Annotated in this window: 4 protein-coding genes; all 4 read left to right on the top strand. The window is 58.8% G+C overall.

Annotation, left to right across the window (positions count from 1 at the left end; translation table 11 throughout):
- Positions 1-119 precede the first annotated feature (119 nt).
- Entirely contained in the window at positions 120-1,193 is a 1,074-nt protein-coding gene (locus QVP03_RS08930; protein WP_022333136.1) for a nucleotidyltransferase domain-containing protein, read from the top strand.
- A 418-nt stretch (positions 1,194-1,611) separates the two neighbouring features.
- On the top strand, positions 1,612-2,217 hold the full coding sequence (locus QVP03_RS08925) for a UpxY family transcription antiterminator (RefSeq protein ID WP_022333135.1): 606 nt from the start codon (positions 1,612-1,614) through the stop codon (positions 2,215-2,217).
- Positions 2,218-2,248: 31 nt separating this feature from the next.
- Positions 2,249-3,643, top strand: coding sequence for an undecaprenyl-phosphate glucose phosphotransferase (locus tag QVP03_RS08920; protein WP_022333134.1), 1,395 nt, complete (start codon positions 2,249-2,251; stop codon positions 3,641-3,643).
- A gap of 12 nt (positions 3,644-3,655) precedes the next feature.
- Positions 3,656-4,257, top strand: a 602-nt coding sequence (locus QVP03_RS08915) for a sugar nucleotidyltransferase (RefSeq protein WP_288210724.1), incomplete at its 3' end; no start/stop codon positions are given.

The following is a 4,257-nucleotide window of genomic DNA, read 5'->3' as shown; positions in this document are numbered from 1 at the left end:
CGGCCGCCTTGTTCAAGGCGGCCGTTTTTTCGTGGCTGCAAGCCGCAATTCCCTACATGATTGATTATTCGCAAGATTGTCGTATATTTGCGGCACTATCGGACGATAAAAACCTTCCAATGCCAATAAACAAGGACACCCTTTATTTCTTCCGGCTCATACGCAGCGGAGCGGGCCTCGGGGCCGCCCCCGTGAGCGATACCGCCGACACCGCCGTCACGCCGGGATCGTGGGAGCGGATTTACCGCATGGCCGCCGACCACGGGCTGAGCGCCGTCGTGTGGGACGGCATATGCCGGCTGCCCGCAGCACAGCAACCGCCGCGCGAAACCCGCATACGCTGGGCGCTGTCGGCCGAAAAACTGGAGGAAAGGTACCGCCACCAGCAGCAAACGGCCTCAAAACTCGCGGCGCGGTTCTCCGAAGAGGGACTCCGCATGTTGCTGCTCAAAGGGCTCGGACTGAGCCGCGACTACCCCCTCCCGGAGCACCGGGAATGCGGTGACATCGACATTTACCTCTACGGCCAATCGGACAAGGGCGACCGCGTCCTGCATGAGATCGGGGCACACCTCTATTTCGACGTCCCCAAGCATTCGGAATACGTCTGGGACGGGGTGCTGATAGAAAACCACAGGACAATACTCAACGTGCGCCGCAACAGGACGGAGCGGGAGCTGAACGCCGTGTTGGTGCGGTTGCTGGAGAAGGAGGGCACGCACGGCCTGGCGCCGGGCATACAGGCACCCCGGGCGACATTCAACGCCATATTCCTGATACGCCATGCCGCCGTGCATTTCCAGAAGGAAGGAATTGTGCTGCGGCACCTCTGCGACTGGGCATGTTTCCTGACACGGCATTGGGACGAGATCGACCATGCACTGTTCCGCACGGCGATGGAGGACTACCGCATGGACAGGTTCGCTGACCTGATGACGGCCGCCGCCGTGGAATACCTCGGGGCGGAGGTTCCGGGCCCGGAATGCGAAGCGGGGATGCTCGGACGGTTCATGGAGGAGGTACTCACCCTGTCGCCGATGCCGGACAAGCCCCTGCCGCGCTTGTTGCGCAAACTGTCCGGCCCGTACCGGAACCGCTGGCGGCTGCGCGAAGTGCTCCGGACACCCGTATGGAGGTATTATTACGATACGGTGCGCGGCCAGTGGAACGAGAAATTCACCGTATTCAGGTAGCCGCAGGCCGCAGGCGCCGGAATTCCCGGCCGAATCCGCCCCCGGGGAAAGCTGGCCGAGAAAGGACAAAAACAACCACGATCCAGGAAAATCTTTTGCCGGATATTTTGGATTTAAAAATAAAGAGCTATATTTGCATCGTAAAACAACGCAAGGTATACGCTATTTAGTGCGTATCGGCAAGAAATAAGGACATAAAGAGGCGCAAAACTGGAATATCCAGCCCTTTTTGTGTCCTTTATTGTTTGTTACGCGGGCGGAATAGCCTATTCCCGGCATGGCAACGGAGTTGACGGAGCGGGAAAAATTCGTATCTTTGCGTTCGACAGGAAAAAATGCGCAGGCCCTATCGTAGGGATGTACATGAGACAAGAGTCGTATTCCGACACAATTATTTCATCGATTGACAACCGCACCCATGCGGAGGTGTCCCCAGGGTATGCCCATGGCTGAAAATCCGGAAAACAGACAATACTGGTATGCATTGCGCGTCACCTACGGCCGCGAGATGCTCGTAAAGGGCTATCTGGACGGCATCGGCGTGGAAAGCTATATCCCGATGCACTTCGCCCGACGGACATACGGGGAGCGGACGCGCAAGGTTTGGGAGCCGCTCATCCACAATCTGCTGTTCATCCGCACTTCGGCCCTGCGCCTGAAGGAGATCAAGGCCAGCACCACCCTGCCGATCCGCTACATCATGGATCGGGAGACAAAGGCGCCGACGGTGATACCGGACAACCAGATGCGGGATTTCATGGCGGTCGTGGCGACACGCAACGAGCATGTCGAGATCGTGGCACCGCAGGACGTCGACCTGGCCGGAGGCGATGCCGTCCGCGTGACCGGCGGGGTGTTCGCCGGGATCGAGGGCCGCTACATCCGGCACAAGGGGCACAGCAAGGTCGCCGTGGCGATCAAGGACATAGCCACCGCACTGACGGCTTACGTGCCGCTGAGGTATATCGAAAAAATAAATCAGCAGATCCTTCTTCCCACACATACGCAATCTGCGCAACGTTAATTCGAAAATTAACGCCTCTAAATTTTCGGTTATGAAACAAGTCATGCGGGAGTCTTTGCTCATAAAGCTTCCCGTCATCATCGGAGACCTATTCTTACTGAACCTGTCCTGGATACTGGCGCTCACGCTGTATCCGCAACCGGCCTGTATCGCCCGCTCGCTGGAGATATTCGCCTGTCTCAACATCTGCTTCATCCCGGGCCTCTCGTGGTTCGGCGTGATCCTCTCCTCGCGGATCGTCCCCTACGAGGAGATCATCCGCCGCGTATTCTACGTCGTACTCTGCCACCTGGGGTTCTTCGTGCTCATCCAGACCGTATGGAGCTACGGGCTGCTGCCGGTGCACCTGATGGGGACGTTCTACATCGTGCTCACCATTCTGCTGATGCTGTGGCGCTACACCTGCCGCATCGTGGTCAAGGTCACGCGCGGACACGGCCGCAACGCCCGCCGCGTGATCATCGTCGGAAGCAAGGACAATGCGGTGGAGGTATACCACGAAATGGTCGACAACACCAGCACGGGTTACCGCGTGCTCGGCTATTTCAGCAACCACGACGACCACACCCTGCCGGACAACACCCCCTGCCTGGGTAGCGTGGACGAGGCGCTGCCGTGGCTGGAGGCACACCCGGTAAACGAAGTGTACTGCTGCCTCTCGACGGATCGTTACGCGGAAGAGATATTCCCGATCATGGATTTCTGCGAAAACAACTTCGTCCGCTTCTTCTACGTGCCCAACCTGCGCAACTACATGAAGCGCACGATGAACCTCGAACTGCTGGGCAACGTACCGATCCTCTACATCCGCGAGGAGCCGTTGCGGCAGGCGTCGAACCGGTTTATCAAACGGGCATTCGACGTCACCGTATCGAGCCTGTTCCTCTGCACGCTGTTCCCCTTCATCTATATTTTCGTGGCCATAGGCACCAAACTGACCTCGCGGGGCCCGGTGCTCTTCCTGCAGGAGCGCAGCGGGGAGAACGGCCAGACGTTCAGGTGCATTAAATTCCGTTCGATGCGCGTCAACGCCGATGCCGACAGGGTGCAGGCGACCAGGGACGACCCGCGCAAGACCCGGTTCGGGGATTTCCTGCGCCGGTCGAGCATCGACGAGCTGCCCCAGTTCATCAACGTGCTCAGGGGCGACATGTCCATCGTGGGGCCGCGGCCGCACATGCTCCAGCACACCGAGCAATACTCGAAACTCATCAATAAATATATGGTTCGCCACCTGATCAAACCCGGCATCACGGGATGGGCCCAGGTGACGGGATACCGCGGCGAGACCCACTCCCTGAGCCAGATGGAAGGCCGCGTACGCCGCGACATCTGGTACCTGGAAAACTGGTCGCTGCTGCTCGACATCCGCATCATCTTCATGACGGTATGGAATGCCCTGCGGCAGGATGAGAACGCATATTAATTTCAGAAACCTATGAAAGGCATCATCTTGGCAGGCGGCAGCGGAACGCGTTTGTACCCGATCACGAAGGGTGTCAGCAAGCAGCTGTTGCCTGTTTACGACAAGCCGATGGTCTACTACCCCTTATCGGCGTTGTTTCTGGCTGGTATCCGCGATATTCTCCTGATCTCTACGCCAGAGGATTTGGGCGGTTTCCGTCGTTTGCTGGGCGACGGCTCCGACTACGGGGTTCGTATCACGTATGCCGAGCAGCCGTCCCCGGACGGTCTTGCGCAGGCGTTCCTGATCGGCTCGGATTTCATCGGCAATGACTCCGTGTGTCTGGTTCTGGGCGACAACATCTTCCACGGCTCGGGCTTCACGGGCCTTCTTCGCGAGGCGGTACGCACGGCCGAGGAGGATGGCAAGGCTACGGTCTTCGGCTACCGGGTCGACGATCCTCAGCGCTACGGGGTCGCGGAGTTCGACGCTGCGGGCAACTGCCTGTCGATCGAGGAGAAACCGGAACACCCGAAATCGAACTACGCGGTGGTGGGTCTTTATTTCTACCCCAACAAGGTCGTGGATGTGGCCCGGGGTATCAAGCCCTCGGCGCGCGGGGAGCTTGAGATCAC

The organism is Alistipes sp. CAG:29, assembly GCF_000435435.1.
Lineage (GTDB): Bacteria > Bacteroidota > Bacteroidia > Bacteroidales > Rikenellaceae > Alistipes > Alistipes onderdonkii.
Note: the sequence above shows the minus strand (reverse complement) of the source record. Positions and strands in the feature narration are given on the sequence as shown.

Bases quoted from the DNA above. Each gene is read 5' to 3' on its own strand.
- QVP03_RS08930 (WP_022333136.1), top strand. From the start codon at position 120: ATGCCAATAAACAAGGACACCCTTTATTTCTTCCGGCTCATACGCAGC.
- QVP03_RS08925 (WP_022333135.1), top strand. From the start codon at position 1,612: ATGCGGAGGTGTCCCCAGGGTATGCCCATGGCTGAAAATCCGGAAAAC.
- QVP03_RS08920 (WP_022333134.1), top strand. From the start codon at position 2,249: ATGAAACAAGTCATGCGGGAGTCTTTGCTCATAAAGCTTCCCGTCATC.